The following is a 17,082-nucleotide window of genomic DNA, read 5'->3' as shown; positions in this document are numbered from 1 at the left end:
TGCGAGAAGACACGACCATGACCGACACCGTTTACAAGACCGACGCGCTGATCGCCCAGGATATCGACGCCTATCTTGAGGCGCACCAGCACAAGACCATGCTGCGCTTCATCACCTGCGGCTCGGTCGATGACGGCAAATCGACGCTGATCGGGCGGCTGCTTTACGACAGCAAGATGATCTTCGAGGACCAGCTGGCGGCGCTTGAGGCCGACAGCAAGCGCGTGGGCACGCAGGGGCAAGAGATCGACTTTGCGCTGCTGGTGGATGGCCTCGCGGCCGAGCGCGAACAGGGCATCACCATCGACGTGGCCTATCGCTTCTTCGCGACCGAAAAGCGCAAGTTCATCGTCGCCGACACCCCCGGCCACGAACAATACACCCGCAACATGGTGACCGGCGCCTCGACCGCCGATCTGGCCGTGATCCTGATCGATGCCCGCAAGGGCGTGCTGACGCAGACCCGCCGCCACAGCTACCTGGTGCATCAGCTCGGCATCCGCAACATTGTGCTCGCGGTCAACAAGATGGACCTCGTGGGCTACGATCAGGCGACCTTTGACGCCATCGTCGCCGACTACCGCGCCTTTGCCACCAGCATCGGGATCGAAGATTTCGTGGCCATGCCGATCTCGGGCTTCAAAGGCGACAACATCACCGCGCTCAGCGAGAACACCCCGTGGTACACCGGCCCCGCGCTACTCCCGCATCTTGAAACGGTCGAGCTGGACGCAACCTCGGATCAGGCGCGCCCCTTCCGTATGCCGGTGCAATGGGTCAACCGCCCCAATCTCGACTTCCGCGGCTTCGCGGGGCTGATCGCCAGCGGCTCGGTCCGCCTGGGCGACGAGGTGCGCGTGCTGCCCTCGGGGAAGACCTCGACGGTCGCGCGGATTGTCAGCCTCGGCGGGGACCGCGACGAGGCCGTTGCGGGCGAATCCGTCACCATCACGCTTGCCGATGAGATCGACTGCTCGCGCGGGCAGGTGATCGTCGCCGCCAAGGAGCCGCTTGAGGTCGCCGACCAGTTCGAGGCCACCGTGGTCTGGATGGATGAGACCGAGATGGTTCCGGGCCGCGCCTATTGGCTCAAGATCGGCACGCAGACCGTCTCGGCGACGGTGCAGCACCCGAAATTCCAGATCAACGTCAACACGATGGAGCATCTGGCCGCGAAAACGCTGGATCTGAACGCGATCGGCGTGGCGAATATCACGACCGACCGCGCCATCCCCTTCGCGCCCTATGCCGAAAACCGCGACCTAGGCGGCTTCATCCTGATCGACAAGATGACCAACCACACGGTCGCCGCCGGGATGATCCACTTCGCGCTGCGCCGCGCGCAGAACATCCATTGGCAGGCAACCGATCTGGGCCGCGACCATCACGCCGGGATGAAGAACCAAAAGCCCGCCGTGCTCTGGATGACCGGCCTTTCTGGCTCGGGCAAGTCCACCATCGCGAACATCGTCGAGAAGAAGCTCGCGCGGATGAACCGCCACACCTTCCTGCTTGACGGCGACAACGTGCGCCACGGGCTGAACAAGGATCTGGGCTTCACCGACGCCGACCGGGTCGAGAACATCCGCCGCGTGGGCGAGGTGGCCAAGCTGATGACCGACGCGGGCCTGATCGTGATCACCGCCTTCATCTCACCCTTCCGGGCCGAGCGCGACATGGTGCGCGCGATGATGCAGCCGGGCGAATTCGTCGAGGTCTTCATCGACACGCCGCTGTCCGTGGCCGAAGGGCGCGACGTGAAGGGGCTTTACGCCAAGGCTCGCTCGGGTGCGCTCAAGAACTTCACCGGGATCGACTCGCCCTACGAGGCGCCTGACAGCCCCGAGATCCGCATCGACACCACGCAGATGACGCCCGAAGAGGCGGCCGATCTGATCATCGCCAAGCTGATCCCCTAAGGGACGAAGCGGCGGGGCCCCGGCCCCGCCCTTTTCACTCCAAGGGCCTTGCTCAATTTCGCCAAACACGTAAAGGTTGTATTAACGCAACCGAGGGATGTGATGGCAAAGACAGCCCTGATCACCGGAATCACCGGACAGGACGGCTCCTATCTGGCCGAGTTCCTGCTGGCCAAGGGCTACGAGGTGCACGGCCTCAAGCGCCGCGCCTCGTCGTTCAACACGCAGCGTATCGACCATATCTACCAGGACCCGCATGAGGATGCGCCCCGCCTGCACCTGCATTACGGCGATCTGACCGACAGTTCCAACCTGACCCGCATCCTGGCGGCGGTGGCGCCTGACGAGGTCTATAATCTCGGCGCGCAAAGCCATGTCGCGGTCAGCTTCGAGGCACCCGAATACACCGCCGATGTGGATGCCATGGGCACGCTGCGCCTGCTTGAGGCGATCCGGTTTCTGGGGCTGGAGCGCAAGACGCGCTTTTATCAGGCCTCGACCTCCGAGCTTTACGGGCAGGTCCAGCAAAGCCCACAGAGTGAGGCGACGCCCTTCCACCCGCGCTCGCCCTATGCCGTGGCCAAGCTTTACGCCTATTGGATCACGGTGAACTACCGCGAAGCTTACGGGCTGTTTGCCTGCAACGGCATCCTTTTCAACCACGAATCCCCGCGACGGGGCGAGACTTTCGTGACCCGCAAGATCACGCGCGGGCTGGCGAATATCGCTCAGGGGATCGAGGATTGCCTCTTCATGGGCAATATCGACGCCCGGCGCGACTGGGGCCACGCGCGCGACTATGTGCAGGCGCAATGGCTGATGCTGCAACAGGATGCGCCCGAGGATTTCGTGATCGCGACCGGGCAGCAGCATTCCGTGCGCGACTTCATCCGCTGGTCGGCCGCCGAACTGGGCGTGACGCTGCGCTTTGAGGGCGATGGCGTGGACGAGGTCGCGATCATCGAGCGCGTGACCAGCAACATGGCCCCGGCGCTGCGGCCCGGCGATGTGGTGATGCGCATCGACCCGCGTTACTTCCGCCCCGCCGAGGTCGAGACCCTGCTCGGCGATGCCTCGAAAGCCCGCGACAAGCTTGGTTGGAGACCAGAGGTCTCGGTCCGGCAGATGTGCGCGGAAATGGTGGCCGAGGATCTGCGCGCGGCTCGGCGTCAGCGCCTGCTGATGGAGAACGGCCTTGGGCTGCCGGTCTCGATTGCAAGCTGAGGCCGGGATGCGGATTTTCCTTGCGGGTCATCGGGGCATGGTGGGAAGCGCAATTTTGCGGCGACTGTCAGCCAACGGGGCCAGTGTCATCACCTGCGATCGCGCAGCGCTCGACCTGACCGATCAGGCAGCTGTGCGCGGCTTCATGCAGTCCGAACGCCCCGATCAGGTCATCTTGGCCGCCGCGCGGGTCGGCGGAATTCATGCCAACGCCACCTGCCCGGCGGAGTTCCTCTATGAAAACCTGATGATCGAGGCCAATGTCATCCATCAGGCCCATGCGGCGGGGGTGAGACGGCTTTTGTTCCTCGGGTCATCCTGCATCTACCCGCGCGCGGCTGCGCAGCCCATGTCCGAGGAGGCGCTGCTGACGGGCACGCTCGAACCCACGAACGAGCCCTATGCCATCGCGAAAATCGCCGGGATCAAGCTCTGCGAAAGCTACAATCGGCAGCACGGCACCGATTACCGCGCGCTGATGCCCACCAATCTTTACGGACCGGGCGACAACTTCCACCCCGAGAAGAGCCATGTCCTGCCCGCCCTGCTGCGCCGCTTCCATCAGGCTGTGCGGCGCGGTGAGGATGAGGTCACCATCTGGGGCAGTGGCACCCCCCTGCGCGAGTTCCTGCATGTCGACGATCTGGCCGAGGCCGCCCTGTTCGCGATAGCGCTACCGGCCGAGGTCTGGCGCGCACAGACACAGGCGATGTGCAGCCATGTCAATGTCGGCACGGGGTCCGAGATCAGCATCGCGGAACTGGCGCGGATGATCGCGGGGGTCACCGGTTTCGCGGGCCGGATCGCCTTCGATCCAGCGCGCCCTGATGGCACGCCACGCAAGCTGCTGGATGTCAGCCGCCTTACTGGGATGGGATGGCGCGCCCGCATCGCCCTGCCCGATGGCCTTGCGCAAACCTACCGCTGGTATCGCGACAACCAACACTCCCTGCGACAGTCCTGACGCCGAACAGCCGTCTTGCACCCGCGCGGACGCTCGGGTCATATTGCCCGACCGCGACACGATAGGACCGCCCATGACCGAGATGACCACATTCGCCGAAGAGCTTCTGGCCGCCTACCGCGCTGGCACCCGGGTTGCGCCGCAAGGGGCGCTACCGACCTCGGCGGCGCAGGCCTATGCTGTGCAATCACATCTGCTGGCTGCGCTTGGTCCGGCGGGCGGCTTCAAGGTGGGCCTGAAACCCGACGCGCCACCGATCATGGCACCGATCATGGCCGCGCGCTGCCAACCCTCGGGCAGCCGCTACCCGGTCTCGGATCGTATCGGGGTCGAGCTTGAGGTCGGCTGGAAGATCATCGCCCCACTGCCCGATCCCGCGCAGCCCGACTACCTGCGCGCGGTGGCCGCCTGCATCGTCCCCCTGCCGGTGATCGAGCTGGTCGATACGCGCATCACCGGTCCGGCGGCGGCGGACCCGCTGGTGAAACTCGCGGATTTCCAGATCAATTCCGGGCTGATCCTTGGCACCCCGCTGACCGATTGGGACGGCAACGACTTCACCCGCCTGACCGGCCAGATGCAGGCGGGTGAACAGGTTTTGCTTGATGGCGCGACCGAGGTTCCCGGTGGCTCGGCCCTTGGCACCTTGCACGCCCTGCACCGCGCGATCGGCGATCATTGCGGCGGGCTGCAACCCGGCCAAGTCGTCATCACCGGCACGATCCACCCGCTCACCTATGTCGCCGGCGACATCGAGGTTCGGGGCGAGATTACGGGCCTCGGGGCTGTTTCTGTCAACCTCGAGACCCTGCCCGCCTAAGCGGTTCAGCCCATCTGAAAACCGGGCGTCGAGAGCGAGATCGACTGCTCTTCCGCGTCCATGTCATCGACGATCCCGTCGAACAGGGGCGTGGTCATGTAGCGCTCGCCGGTGTCGGGCAACATCGCCAGGATGACCGAGCCGGGCGCCGCGCGCTCGGCCACCTGCATCGCGACGGCAAAGCTCGACCCGCCGGAAATCCCGGTCAGGATACCTTCCTGCGCCGCCAGCTTGCGTGCCCATGCCACGCCATCGCCCCCTGCGACCGGGATCAGCTCGTCATAGCCGCCGTTGTCCAGCGCCTCTTGCAGCACGAGCGGGATGAAATCCGGGGTCCAGCCCTGAATCGGGTGCGGCTCGAACGCGGGGTGGCTGACCGCGGGCGAGCCATCCGCGCCGCGCTCTTGCGCGATATCGCTGGCCACCAGGGCTGCGTTGGCAGGCTCGGACAACACGATCTTGGTTTCAGGGCGCTCGCGCCGCAGTACGCGGGCAAGGCCCGTCACCGTGCCGCCGGTGCCATAGCCGGTGACCACGTAATCGAGCCGATCACCCGCGAAATCGGCGATGATCTCACGCGCGGTGGTGCTTTCGTGGATATCGGCATTGGCGTCGGTCTCGAACTGCCGCGCGAGGAACCAGCCATGCTGCTCGGCCAGTTCAGCGGCCTTGCGATACATGCCGGTGCCCTTTTGCGCGCGCGGGGTCAGGATCACCTTCGCCCCCAGCATCCGCATCAGCTTGCGCCGCTCAATCGAGAAGCTGTCGGCCATGGTCACCACAAGCGGATAGCCCTTCTGCGCGCAGACCATCGCAAGACCGATCCCGGTATTGCCGCTGGTGGCCTCGACCACCGTCTGGCCGGGCTTGAGCGTGCCCGAGCGTTCGGCCGCCTCGATGATGTTCAGCGCAAGGCGATCCTTGACCGAACTGGCCGGGTTGAAGAACTCGGCCTTCACATACATGCGCACGCCTTCGGGCGCGAGGTTGTTGATGCGAATGACGGGCGTATCCCCGACCGCATCCAGAATGCTGTCATAAAGCCGCCCGCGCCCGTGCGTCGTGCGAATACCCTGTTCGGCCATTGTGCAGTCCCCCTGTGCTGTTCCGACCGTGAAATGCGTGGGCAAAGTGTAGCGCACCAAGCCCCCTGCGGTATCAGGAAACGCGCCTAACCGGCCTATAAAGACAGGTTTTCCGTCCATGAGCGCCCGCGCGAACCGATCGCCCAAACGCACGCTTTCGGGTGGACAAATCGTCCATGCGACCCTGCGTCACTTCCGCAGCCTGTGGACAGCACGCGCCGAGCGCGCTTTTCTGGGGGCGGAGGAGGCAGGCCCGGGCTCGGGCCTCGCAGGGGAGGAAATCATGCTGTCGGCCAAAGGCAGTTATGCCGCCACGCGCGCGGCGTTCCAGTGGGACGTTCCCGCGCGCTACAATATCGGCACCGATGTCTGCGACCGTTGGGCCGCGACCGAGCCTGACCGCGTCGCGCTGATCGAGGTTGAGGATGACGGCTACGGCGCGGTGCATAAGACCACCTATGCCGAATTGCGCGACGCATCGAACCGCTTTGCCAATGTGCTGCGCGGTCTCGGGTTAGACGCGGGCGGGGGCGAGGCCGGCGACCGGGTGGCGATCTTGCTGCCTCAGCGGCGCGAAACTGCCGTCGCACATATCGCGGCCTTCAAGGCGGGCTGTGTGTCGCTGCCGCTTTTCACTCTCTTTGGCCCCGATGCTTTGCTGCACCGGCTGCGCGACAGTGGCGCGCGGGTTCTGGTGACAGACCGCGCGAGCCTGCCGCTGATCCAGGGTATCCGCGACGCGCTGCCCGAGTTGCAGACGATCTTCACCGTCGATGGCGCCACGGCGGACACACCGGATTTCGCGGCGGCCCGCGCCAGTGCCTCGCCTGCGTTCACCCCGGTGGACAGTGCCGCCGAAAGCGCAGCCATCCTGATCTATACCTCGGGAACGACAGGCAACCCGAAAGGCGCACTTCATGCGCATCGGGTGTTGCTGGGCCACCTGCCGGGGGTCGAGATGAGCCACGACTTCCTGCCCCAACCCGGCGACCGGATCTGGACTCCGGCGGACTGGGCTTGGATCGGCGGGTTGCTCGATGTGCTTCTGCCCGCGCTGCATCACGGCGTGCCGGTGGTCGCCTGCCGTTTTCGCAAATTCTCGGCCAGGGCGGCGGTGGACCTGATCCGGCGGCTCGATATCCGCAACGCCTTCCTGCCGCCCACCGCGCTCAAGATGATGAAGGCCGACCCGGACAGCCTGAGTTGGGGCATCACAATGCGCTCGGTCGCAAGCGGCGGCGAGCCTCTTGGCAGCCAGTTGCTTGAGTGGGGCCGCGCGGCGCTTGGCGTCACGATCAACGAGTTTTACGGCCAGACCGAGTGCAACATGGTCGTCTCAAGTTGCGCGGCGCTTGCCCCTCCGGCGGCGGGCGTCATGGGCTGGCCCGTTCCCGGCCACGAGGTCGATGTCATCGACGACAAGACCGGGCAGCGCCTTCCCCCCGGCACAGAGGGGGCGGTCGCCATCCTTGCGCCAGATCCGGTGATGTTCCTTGGATACTGGCGCCAACCCACTGCGACGGAAGCGAAGTTCGTGACCGGCCCCGAAGGGCGCTGGCTTGTGACCGGCGACCGGGGCGAGCGTTGCGACGACGGGCGGCTGCGCTTCAAGGGACGTGACGACGATATCATCTCGACCGGCGGCTATCGCGTCGGCCCGGCCGAGATCGAGGATTGCCTGATCGCCCACCCGGCCGTTGCCATGGCGGGCGTGGTCGGCCAACCCGACGCCCTGCGCGGCGAGATCGTGGCCGCGTTCATCACTCTGCGCCCTGGGTTCGAACCCACAGACGCGCTGCGAGCCGAAATCGCCGCGCATGTCCGCGACCGACTGGCCGCTTACGAATACCCGCGCGCGATCTACTTCACCGCCGATCTGCCGGTCACGACCACGGGCAAGATCATCCGCAACGCCTTGCGCCAACGCCTGATCGAGGGGCAATCCGCATGACCGACCACCCCGTTCTGTTCGAAACCGATGGCGCCATCGCGACCATCACGCTTAACCGCCCGGACCGGCGCAATGCGATCAATGCCGATCTAAGCACCGCCCTCGCCGAGGCCATCGCCCGGTTCGAAAGTGACCCAGCCCTGCGCGTCGCCATTCTGAACGGCGCCGGAAAGGTGTTTTGCGCGGGCATGGATCTGGCCGCTTTCGGCGCCGGTCAGGTCGATGAGGTGCTCTTTCGCGACGGCGGCTTTTGCGGGCTGACCGAGGCGAAGCGCAGCAAACCCCTGATTGCGGCAGTCCATGGCGCGGCGGTGGCGGGCGGGTTCGAACTCGCACTTGGCTGTGATCTGATCGTGGCCGAGGACGGTTGCCGCTTCGGCCTCCCCGAGGTGATCCGCGGCCTTGTTGCCGGCGCGGGCGGCGCGCTGCGTCTTGCCAGCCTGATCCCCCCGGCGCGGGCGCGCGAGATCCTGCTGACGGGGCGGCTGTTCGACACCGATGAGGCGTGGGAGATGGGCCTGCTCAGCCGCCGCGCCCCGGCGGGCGAGGGCTTGGCCGCTGCCCGCGCGCTGGCACACCAGATCAACGGCAATGCCCCGGCAGCGGTGCACGAAACCCTGCGGCTGAGCCGCGCGACCGACACCGCGCCGGTTGCCGATCTCTGGACCGAGAACGCCGATACCCTGCGCCGCATCATGGCCAGCGCCGATGCCGCCGAGGGCGCCCGCGCCTTTCTGGAGCGCCGCGATCCGGTCTGGACAGGCCGCTGAGAAGGAACGGCGCCAGGGAACCGATGGCCCCCTGGCGCCTTCAGAGAAGAGAGACACTCTGCCAGAACGTGGTTACGGCGTGCTCAGCCCCACACCGATGATCTTGGTGGCGCCGTTGCGCTGGACGATCAGCTCGTAGGACGGCTGACCAAGACGGCTGTAGCCTTCGAGGACACCGGACAGGTCCGAGGCGCGCTCGATCCGGTGGCCGGACTGACGCTCGGACAGCAGGATATCGCCCTCGATCAGACCGCTGGACTCCTTGGCCGCGCTGACGCGCACGCGCCATGTATCGCGGTCGGGCTCCTGCACGACATCGAAGCTGCCCATGCTGACCTCACGCGAGACCTGAACCGGCAGCACGGCTTCTGTCGTGGTGCCAAAGAGCGGGTTCGTGACCTCGACCGGAAGGCCGGCAGAGGCTGGATCGGATTGCGCAAAGTAGCTGGCCGCAAGCGCCGCGACGCCGTTTGGATCGCCGCCGACGGGGCTACCACCGACCGCCGCAAGAACCGTGCCCGCAGGATAGGGGCTGTTCTCGCCGCCGGTGAAGACGACGGCAGGCTTGCCCGCAGCATCGGCCCCCTGCGTCAGGGCAAGCTCGACGTCGATACGCCAGCCACCCTGCCCCGCCTCCGGTGCGGCCACGGCAGCCTTCGCCGGAGCGAAAACCTCGGCCGGGGAGACGGGCGCCGCAACAGGGGCGGTTGCCGGAGCCGCCGTCGCGGTCTCCACCGGCGCGGCTTCCAAGGTGGCGGGTGCCACGGCAGCAGGTTGCGCCACGACCGTCTCGGTTGCCGACGGCTCGCCACCTTTGTTCGCAACGACATAATAGCCACCCGCTGCACCAATCGCGATCGCTGCGGCGGCAAGGATCATTCCGAGGTTCGACTTGCCCCCAGCCTTCGGGCGCAGGGCCGAAATATCGTCGGGGCCGGCGCTGACCAGCGGCGGCAGCACCTCGGCCCCCGCGCGCTTGGCACGGGTATTGGCGTCGGCGGGTGCTGGGTCATACAACGCGGTCGCAGTGCGTTCGACTTGGCGCGTCGCGGGCTTGGTCACGGGGCGCGCGGGGGCGCAGGCCGCTTTTTGCGCGGGCGCACCGGTCGGCCGGGTCACCGGCTTGCAGGCCTGCCCCGGACGCTCGGTTGTGCGGGCACCGGCGGGCACCGCCGGGCGAGTCGGCACTGGAATGCGCGGCTGGCTTGTCGGATTGCGCGCCGCCGGGGCCGAGTTCGCCTCTTGCCCAACGACATGCAGATGCGGCTTGCGCGCGTTCACCGGCTGGCCGTCGGCATCATAGGTCGTCTGCATCAGTTCGAGCAACTCCGAGGCGCGCTGCGGCCGATCGGCGGGGGCAAGCGCCATGGCCTTGTCGATGGCGCGCAGGAAGCCCTCGGGGAAGCCGCGAACCGCGCCGGTCAGGGGCGCAAGCGGGTCGGCCTGGTCATTTTGCTGCGCGACCATACGACGCTGCGCATCTACCGGAACTTGCCCGGTCACAAGCGTGTAAAGCGTTGCGCCAAATGAATAAATGTCGCTCGCGGCCGAATGCGTCTCGCCCGGCTGGTAGAACTCGGGCGGTGAAAACCCGTCCTTCACCGCGAAGATCGACTGCGCCAGGGCCGCATCCACGTTACGCGCGGCACCGAAGTCGATCAGCACAGGCGTGTCGTCCTTCGACACGATGATATTGTCGGGCGCGATGTCCCGGTGCAGCACACCGTGGCGATGCACATAATCCAGCGCGCCGACCAGTTGCCGGGCCAGATCCATGATCCGGCGCGGCGTCAGGTAGCCGGATTTCTCATCGACATGGGTCGTCAGATCGACGCCATCGACATATTCCAGCGCCATGTAGGCGGTGTCGTTCTCTTCGAAGAAATGCAGCACCGGCACAACGTTTTCATGCTTGAGCTTGGCAAGCTGGCGCGCCTCGCCCACGAAATTGTGGATCAGCTTCTCGAAATCATCCTCGTGCGAGCGGGTCTGCGGGCGCACCTGCTTGGAGCGGCGCAGACACACGCTTGCGGGGAAGCATTCCTTGAGGACCACCTTGCGGCCGATCTGGTCGCCCGCAAGGTAGGTCAGCCCGAAACCACCCGACCCAAGATGATCGGTAATCGCATAGGTGCCGTTCAGAAGCGTCGTCCCGACAGGCAGGAAATCATCAGCGGGTTCAAGGCTTTCAGCGTAGTTCATTGGTCTCCCCCCTCTCCGAGGCAAACGCTCATTCTTCGTTCAACGTCTTCATCACATCAAAGATATTCGGGCCGTCGGTCTCGGCTTTCGGGGCGCCTTCCAGCACCTCGGCCACCAGGGACGCGCGTTCCCAATGCGGAACTTCGACGTCAAAGCTGAACTCGGACCATTTCGGGTGGTGCCCAGGGCCGCTGCGCAGAACTTGTTCGTTCGCCTTGATCTCGCGCAGGAAGTTCCCGATCTTTTCGCGATCGTCGAGGCCGAGGCGCGGGCCTTCCTCGATGGCGAAAACGACGTCAACGGCAAGGCTCTGGGTCAGCTTGTCCGACACCAGCGCCGGGTAGTCATCGCCGGTGAACTCGGCCGGGCGATAGATCGCGCCAAGCTCCTCGGTCAGCGGCACTTCCAGCAGACGCAGGCCGTCTTCGGGCTTGAGGCTGCGCAGGAAGCCGTTCGGCTTGCCGTAGAGCATGAACACCGCATCGAGTTCGCCGCGCTTGAGCGCCTGGATGCTGTCAGTCATCGGCAGTTCGACTGCGCGAGGGCTGACCTTGAGCGCACGCATCACCAGCCGCGAAGTCAGCGAGGTGCCCGAGCCGGTCTCGCCAATGGCGACGTTGCGGCCCGACAGGTCATAGACCGTGTCCAAGGTGCTTTCTTCGCGCACCAGCACGTGCAATTCGCTGGTGAAGGCGCGGGCGATGAATTTCACGTCCTTCAGGCGTTCGTCATCGGGGTGACGCAGGCGCTCGGAAATCAGCACATCCGAGTTGATCACCGCGACATCGGCGAAGCGGAAGTTCATCAGGTCGCGCAGGTTCTTCTGGCTGCCCGTCGAGAGATACTGCACCACACGCAGCTTCGAACGGCCGTCAAGGGTGCGGGCGATCTGGTCGCCGATCTGCACCGCCGTGCCGACCGAGCTTTCCGAGATCAGGCCGAGCCGCCCCGCGTTCGCATCGCGCACCGCCGCGCCCTGTGCGTTGACCGGAGTGACGCCGCTCGAGGCCATCATCAATCCCACGCAGGCCGACCGGACAAACTTGGAGAAAGTAAGTTTCATTGTCTGAGGTCCTTATCTATGTCGGATGCCACGCATCAATTGGACGGGCGCGTGACGGCGTTGCGGAAGTATTCGAACTGGGTCCAGCCATCGACTTTCGCGGTCAGGTCGATCTCACGCCATTTCGGGTGACGCGGCGGCTGCCCCAGACGCGGAACCGTTGCCAGGAAGGCGTCGGTGAACCGCGTGAGGTTCTGGTAGCGCGCGCTCGACGGCGGGAACTTGTTGTAGACGGCGAGGATGGTGGGCACCGAGATCGTCTCGACGAACTTGTCGTCCACAAGGTCGGGATAAGTCTCGGCCGAGATTTCGGCGGGGTTGTAGATGCCCTTGAAAGCGTCCGAATAACCCACGTTGGCCAGCTTCAGCGCGTCTTCCTGCAGGATCTGAGTCAGGATCGGCGAGGGCGCCGGGCCGACGTAGAACATCCCGTCGATCTCGCCCCGCTTGAGCGCGTCGATGCTCGCTTCGGTCGAGAGGAACACGGCATTGACCTTGACGCCGAGCATCCGCAGCACGAGGCGCGAGGTCAGCGCGGTATCGCTGGTGGTGGTGCCGACAGATATCCGCTTGCCGTTCATGTCCTGCAACGAGTCCGCGCCACCATCCTTGCGCACGATCAGGTGCAGTTCGCTGTCGAACACCTTGGCAAGGTAGGCCAGACGGGCCAGCGCCGGGTGGTTCGGCTCGGTGAACTGAAGGTTCGCCATCTGGTCGGCGTTGACGAAGCCAAGGTCCACGCCGCGCAGATAAAGCAGATCGTCGATCGTCTGACGCGAGCTTTTGCCCAGCATCGTTCGAACCTCGGTGCCCGACCAACCGTTCAGCGCCTGGCCAAGTTCCTCACCCAGCGTCGCGAACGAGCTGCCGTATTCGCCTGCCATGATGCCGATCGACGGCAGTTCCTCTTCGGCCTTCGCGGTTCCGCTCAGTGCGGCGGTTACCGCGAGGGCTGCAAACATTCCTTTAAAGAAGTGACGCATGTTCCTGCCCTCAGTTCGTGTTGCCGATGGCCATCCGCGAGAGATAGCCGAGCGGATCGTGACCGTCGTATTCCACCCCGTCGATGAAGTCGGACGTGGGCGCACGGTAGCCATCGGTGCCAGCCGGGATCTCGTCCTCAGCCAGATGGCCTTCAGAGATCAGCGCCTTGGCGGCTTCCATATAGATGTCGGGGCGATAGGTCGCCTTGGCGACGTCGTGATACCACTCGGCCGGTTTGGCCTCGGTGATCTGACCCCAGCGGCGCATCTGGGTCAGGTACCAGATCGCGTCCGAGTAGTAGGGATAGGTCGCGTAATTCGCGAAGAAGGTGTTGAATTCCGGGATGATACGCTTGTCGCCGGGTTCAAATTCGAAAGTGCCGGTCATCGAGTTGATGATCACGTTGGCATCGGCTCCGACATATTCGGGGCGCGCCAGCATGTCGGCAGCCTCGGGGCGGTTGAAGGTGCCGCCGTCATCAAGCCATTTCGCCGCGCGGATCATCGCCTTGACGACAGCCACGGTGGTTTTGGGGTTGGCGGTGATGAATTCCTCGGTCATGCCGAAGACTTTCTCGGGGTTGTTGTTCCAGATCTGGTGGTCCGAGATCACCGGAACGCCCACGCCGCGGAACAGCGCTTCCTGGTTCCAGGGCTCACCCACGCAGTAGCCCGCGATCGCACCCGAAGCCATCGTCTCGGGCATCTTCGGCGGCGGGGTCACCGAAAGTTCCACATCGGCATTCTCGGTGCCACCGGTGATGCCAGCCAGATCCTCAGCCTTGTACATGCCGGGGTTCAGACCGCCCGCCGCCAGCCAGTAGCGCAGTTCGTAGTTATGGGTCGAGACCGGGTAAACCATGCCCATCTGCAAGGGCTTGCCCTCGGCCTTCATCTTGGCCGCCACATCCTTGAGGACCGAGGCCGAAATCGGATGCTTCGGGCGGCCATAATCGTCGCGCGGCACAATATCGGCGATCTGCGCCCAGAGGTCGTTCGACACGGTGATGCCGTTGCCGTTCAGATCCATCGACAGGGGCGTTACGAAATTCGCCTGCACGCCGATCCCGATGCGGCCCGCCAGCGGTTGACCCGCCAGCATGTGCGAGCCGTCAAGCGAGCCATCCGCGACGCCCTCGGACACGGCGGTCCAGTTCGGCATCGCCTTGAGCGTGACGTTCAGGCCCTCGTCGGCGAAATAGCCGTTCTCCAGCGCAACGGCGAGCGGCGCCATGTCCGTCAGCTTGATGAAGCCGAAGACGAGTTCCGGCTTTTCGACGTCGGCGGCCATCGCAGAAGATGCAAGCGGCATGACAACCGTAAGGAGAGTTGAGAAGAAACCAGATTTCATCCGTGTAACCTTCGAGATTGAGTCAAATCGGCTGGCGCACAGGGCTAACCACTAGCGTCTTGTTAACCGCGACAATCTGGTCAAATTGGGGCGTGACCGTGGAGGATTTGGCCAATCTTCTGGCGCAAAGGTGACGCCACAGGCGCTTAAAGGCTCCGCGCCACCGCCTAAGTCGCACCCGGGGCAAGCATGAAAACGCTATTGCTCGGAACGCCGCATGCCTTTGAAGGGTATATTAGGTCGCAACGAGCGCTAATTACTTTTTCGTTTATTATCATTGCATTACGAATAGTTTCTGATTGTGCTCAGGACGAGAGCATTGCTATTCTGACCATGTGCATGGGCTCGTCAGGAAACACGACCCAAATGATCGGCAACTAGTGCGCGCGGCGACACAGATTCGCCAAAGGTGTCCGATTCTCGCCCAGAAAATAGCTTCAGCTGCGCTGAATGTTTTTTATCCATTGGTTCAATTACGGCTGCTGCCACGCGAAGCCGAACGGGCGCCCAAACCTAGCCAAAAGGATATATGGCGCAGAGATTCAGGCTAGCTTACGCAAGGTTACGCTAAAAAATATAGTGTTATTAACCTGTTATGAAGCGAAGGTGGCATGGGCGATAAGTGTCGCCCCGAGTGTAACAATTAGAAGACGAAACGACCGTGAACCTCTCCAAGTTTACCGACTATGCGCTGCGGCTCTGCCTCTACCTTGTGGCGAACCAGGACAAGATTGTCCCGGTTTCGGAAATTGCTGATGCGCATCAACTGCCGCAGAGCAGCCTGCTGAAGGTCGTGCAGCGTCTTGTTGAGGGCGAATTTCTGCTTAGCGCGCGCGGCCGCACCGGCGGGGTTCAGCTTTCTCGCAGCGCGACCGAGATCCGAATCGGTGACCTTGTGCAGTTCATGGAGGGCGATACGGAGATGGTGGACTGCACAGGCTGCCTGTTGCAGGGGTCGTGCGGGCTGACGAAAACGCTGCGCGAGGCCAAGCGCGACTTCTACAAAAGCCTCAATCGCTCCAGCCTCGCGGACGCGGCGCTCTCGCATCCGCGCACGCTTGCGTTGCTGCTGGCGGCCAGCCCGAAAGGCTGAGGCCGCTCAGCCGCCCCGGATCGCGCGGATATTCGCGCCATAGGGCGACGGATCATCGACCGAACCGCCCCGGAAGACCGCCGATCCGGCCACCAGAACATCGGCGCCTGCCGCCGCGACAAGCGGCGCGGTGGTGGCATCCACCCCGCCATCGACCTCGATATGGATCGGGCGATCCCCGATCATCTCGCGCAGCCGTGCGATCTGACCGACCTGCGAGGGAATGAACCTCTGCCCGCCGAAACCTGGGTTCACCGTCATCACGCATACCAGATCGCACAGATCCAGCAGTGGCGCTGCAACTTCGACGGAAGTGCCGGGGTTAAGCGCAAGCCCTGCCTTCATCCCTGCCCCGCGGATCGCTTGCAGCGTGCGGTGAATATGCGGCCCGGCCTCGAAATGCGCGGTCAGGATATCGGCCCCCGCATCGGCATAGGCGTCGATATAGGGATCGACCGGGGCGATCATCAGATGCACATCCATCACCGTGCGCACATGGCGGCGCAACGCCTTGACTATGGGCGGGCCGAAGGTGAGGTTCGGCACGAAATGCCCATCCATCACGTCGATATGGATCCAGTCGGCGCCCGCGGCCTCGACCGCGCGGACCTCGCGCCCGAAATCGGCGAAATCTGCGGCCAGAATCGAAGGGGCGATCTTCAGCGAGCGATCGAAGCTCATGGCATCCTCCGTCATTCTGCCGCCTCTGCGCGGCGTGCGCGGTCAACATCCAGCCCGCCGCGGAACACGCGGCTTGTGCGCAGGTCGGCCTCGGTCAGTGTGGACAGATCTGCGGCCGTCAGCGGCCCCTTGGCCTTGGAGAACAAACGGTTCGCCTGACGCAACCGCGCGCGGTCAAGCGCATTGCGGATCGAGCGGGCATTGGCGAAATGCGGCTGGCCACGGCGCAGCGCGATATATTCCTCCATCGCCGCGCGGGCGGCCGGGTCGAAGGTGTAGTTCTGCTGGCCAAGCATGATGTCGGCAATTCTCAGTAACTCGGGATCGCTATAGTCGGGAAACTCGATGTGATGCGCGATGCGCGAGCGGAAACCGGGGTTCGACTCAAAGAAGCGATCCATCCGGTCGGCATAGCCCGCCAGGATCACCACCAGATCGTCGCGGTTGTTCTCCATGACCTGAAGCAGGATCTCGATGGCTTCCTGACCGTAGTCGCGCTCGTTCTCGGGGCGGTAGAGGTAATAGGCCTCGTCGATGAACAGCACCCCACCCATCGCTTTCTTGAGCACTTCCTTGGTCTTGGGCGCGGTATGGCCGATGTATTGCCCGACCAGATCATCACGCGTGACCGTCACCAGATGCCCCTTGCGCACATAGCCCAGCTTGCGCAGCAGCTCGGCCATCTTGAGCGCGACGGTCGTCTTGCCGGTGCCGGGGTTACCGGTAAAGCTCATGTGCAGGGTCGGCGTTTCGCTGGCCAGCCCCAGTTCGCGCCGGGCCTTGTCCACCAGCAACAGCGCCGCCGTCTCGCGGATGCGCTGCTTGACCGGGGCAAGGCCGATCATCTCTCGGTCCAGCTCTTCCAGAACCTCGCGCACACCGCTTTCCTCGTAGGCGGCGGCAAGGTCCACGGTCGCGGGGCGGGTCTGGGCGTCTTCGGTCATAGCGAGTCCCTTTGGGTGGCATGGGCGGCCCG

The 17,082-nt window shown here is 64.5% G+C and carries 14 protein-coding genes; 7 read left to right on the top strand and 7 right to left on the bottom strand.

The genetic code is table 11. The features are described from left to right. The first annotated feature begins 17 nt into the window (after window positions 1-17). From cysN to LZA78_RS12425, 4 genes are all read left to right on the top strand, one after another. A complete protein-coding gene (cysN, locus tag LZA78_RS12440) occupies window positions 18-1,919 on the top strand; it encodes a sulfate adenylyltransferase subunit CysN (protein WP_233677263.1) in 1,902 nt (633 codons plus the stop codon). Window positions 1,920-2,021: 102 nt separating this feature from the next. Further along, on the top strand, window positions 2,022-3,143 hold the full coding sequence (gmd, locus tag LZA78_RS12435) for a GDP-mannose 4,6-dehydratase (protein ID WP_233677262.1): 1,122 nt from the start codon (window positions 2,022-2,024) through the stop codon (window positions 3,141-3,143). A 7-nt stretch (window positions 3,144-3,150) separates the two neighbouring features. Then, window positions 3,151-4,107 (top strand): GDP-L-fucose synthase, encoded by a 957-nt coding sequence (gene fcl, locus LZA78_RS12430; protein ID WP_233677261.1) that lies wholly within the window; start codon window positions 3,151-3,153, stop codon window positions 4,105-4,107. A 73-nt stretch (window positions 4,108-4,180) separates the two neighbouring features. Continuing rightward, complete coding sequence (locus LZA78_RS12425) at window positions 4,181-4,927, top strand: hypothetical protein (protein ID WP_233677260.1); 747 nt, start codon at window positions 4,181-4,183, stop codon at window positions 4,925-4,927. Between the two features lie 5 nt (window positions 4,928-4,932). Here LZA78_RS12425 and LZA78_RS12420 read toward each other — a convergent pair whose 3' ends face one another. Beyond that, complete coding sequence (locus tag LZA78_RS12420; protein WP_233677259.1) at window positions 4,933-6,012, bottom strand: PLP-dependent cysteine synthase family protein; 1,080 nt, start codon at window positions 6,010-6,012, stop codon at window positions 4,933-4,935. A 118-nt stretch (window positions 6,013-6,130) separates the two neighbouring features. On the opposite strand from LZA78_RS12420, the gene LZA78_RS12415 reads away from it, so the two are divergent. After that, complete coding sequence (locus tag LZA78_RS12415) at window positions 6,131-7,963, top strand: AMP-binding protein (RefSeq protein ID WP_306798981.1); 1,833 nt, start codon at window positions 6,131-6,133, stop codon at window positions 7,961-7,963. Further along, entirely contained in the window at window positions 7,960-8,733 is a 774-nt protein-coding gene (locus tag LZA78_RS12410) for an enoyl-CoA hydratase-related protein (protein WP_233677258.1), read from the top strand. The genes LZA78_RS12415 and LZA78_RS12410 overlap by 4 nt, the downstream gene beginning before the upstream one ends. A gap of 72 nt (window positions 8,734-8,805) precedes the next feature. Here LZA78_RS12410 and LZA78_RS12405 read toward each other — a convergent pair whose 3' ends face one another. From LZA78_RS12405 to LZA78_RS12390, 4 genes are read right to left on the bottom strand one after another with little or no spacing between them, the layout of a single operon-like run. Then, window positions 8,806-10,935: a serine/threonine protein kinase gene (locus LZA78_RS12405; protein WP_233677257.1), complete on the bottom strand. Its 2,130-nt coding sequence runs from the start codon at window positions 10,933-10,935 to the stop codon at window positions 8,806-8,808. Window positions 10,936-10,963: 28 nt separating this feature from the next. Further along, window positions 10,964-11,998 carry a TAXI family TRAP transporter solute-binding subunit gene (locus LZA78_RS12400; RefSeq protein ID WP_233677256.1) on the bottom strand — a complete coding sequence of 345 codons (1,035 nt, stop codon included), beginning with the start codon at window positions 11,996-11,998 and terminating at the stop codon, window positions 10,964-10,966. A 35-nt stretch (window positions 11,999-12,033) separates the two neighbouring features. Continuing rightward, a complete protein-coding gene (locus LZA78_RS12395) occupies window positions 12,034-12,981 on the bottom strand; it encodes a TAXI family TRAP transporter solute-binding subunit (protein WP_255697435.1) in 948 nt (315 codons plus the stop codon). Window positions 12,982-12,991: 10 nt separating this feature from the next. Next, window positions 12,992-14,272, bottom strand: coding sequence for a CmpA/NrtA family ABC transporter substrate-binding protein (locus LZA78_RS12390; protein WP_233677254.1), 1,281 nt, complete (start codon window positions 14,270-14,272; stop codon window positions 12,992-12,994). Between the two features lie 721 nt (window positions 14,273-14,993). Between LZA78_RS12390 and LZA78_RS12385 the strand changes: the two genes are divergently transcribed. Beyond that, on the top strand, window positions 14,994-15,425 hold the full coding sequence (locus LZA78_RS12385; RefSeq protein ID WP_233677253.1) for an RrF2 family transcriptional regulator: 432 nt from the start codon (window positions 14,994-14,996) through the stop codon (window positions 15,423-15,425). A gap of 6 nt (window positions 15,426-15,431) precedes the next feature. Here LZA78_RS12385 and rpe read toward each other — a convergent pair whose 3' ends face one another. Then, window positions 15,432-16,106 carry a ribulose-phosphate 3-epimerase gene (gene rpe / locus LZA78_RS12380; RefSeq protein WP_233677252.1) on the bottom strand — a complete coding sequence of 225 codons (675 nt, stop codon included), beginning with the start codon at window positions 16,104-16,106 and terminating at the stop codon, window positions 15,432-15,434. Window positions 16,107-16,117: 11 nt separating this feature from the next. After that, on the bottom strand, window positions 16,118-17,050 hold the full coding sequence (gene cbbX / locus LZA78_RS12375) for a CbbX protein (RefSeq protein WP_233677251.1): 933 nt from the start codon (window positions 17,048-17,050) through the stop codon (window positions 16,118-16,120). Window positions 17,051-17,082: the final 32 nt, after the last annotated feature.

It is taken from the genome of Rhodobacter flavimaris, assembly GCF_021378075.1.
In the GTDB taxonomy this organism is placed as follows: Bacteria; Pseudomonadota; Alphaproteobacteria; order Rhodobacterales; family Rhodobacteraceae; genus Rhodobacter; species Rhodobacter flavimaris.
Note: the sequence above shows the minus strand (reverse complement) of the source record. Positions and strands in the feature narration are given on the sequence as shown.